General features: G+C 61.2%; 1 pseudogene. It reads right to left on the bottom strand.

What is annotated here, in order from left to right:
- A pseudogene (locus FEV53_RS22335) lies at positions 1-548 on the bottom strand (transposase); the annotation flags it as partial.
- Positions 549-611: the final 63 nt, after the last annotated feature.

The following is a 611-nucleotide window of genomic DNA, read 5'->3' as shown; positions in this document are numbered from 1 at the left end:
GCACCTTGCGCCAGATGCGCCGTTTGGCTCCGCCGTGCTTGCGGGCGTTCCACTCACCTTCGCCTTCGGCCTTGATGCCGGTGCTGTCGATCAGCAGGTTTAGCGGGCCCGTGCCGCCGCGATACGGGATCGCCACATTCAGCGTCTTTTGGCGGCGGCACAGGGTGCTGAAGTCCGGCACTCGCCAATCCAACCCAACCAGCCGCAGGAGGCTCTGAACGAACCCGGTCGTTTGTCTCGTCGCCATTGTCGCTCGGACCAATGGCGCTCCCAATGGCGACCATGCCAAACTTGCCCGGTGCTCCGCCCGTTCAGGGCTGAAAACAGTCCACCGGACTGTTTTCCGAGCGCCCTTCACCCTTCATTGTCAGGCACGTCTGGATAGCTTCATCGCTGAAACTCGGCTGCCGCCCACGCTTCCCGCTGGGCGGCAGCTTCCACATCATGTCGGGATCGAACCAGATCGTCAGCGATCCGCGCTGGCACAGTGCTTCATTGTAAGCCGACCAGTTCGTGGTCTTGTCCTTCGTAGGGGCCCAACTGCTCATACCTTCCAGCTATCACGCTCGATTCACCCAGTGAATCCCTCACTCGATTTGTGCAACAAGGCC

It is taken from the genome of Palleronia caenipelagi, from assembly GCF_007004065.1.
In the GTDB taxonomy this organism is placed as follows: Bacteria; Pseudomonadota; Alphaproteobacteria; order Rhodobacterales; family Rhodobacteraceae; genus Palleronia; species Palleronia caenipelagi.
The sequence above is the reverse complement of the archived record's forward strand: the minus strand, read 5'-3'. Positions and strand labels throughout refer to the sequence as shown.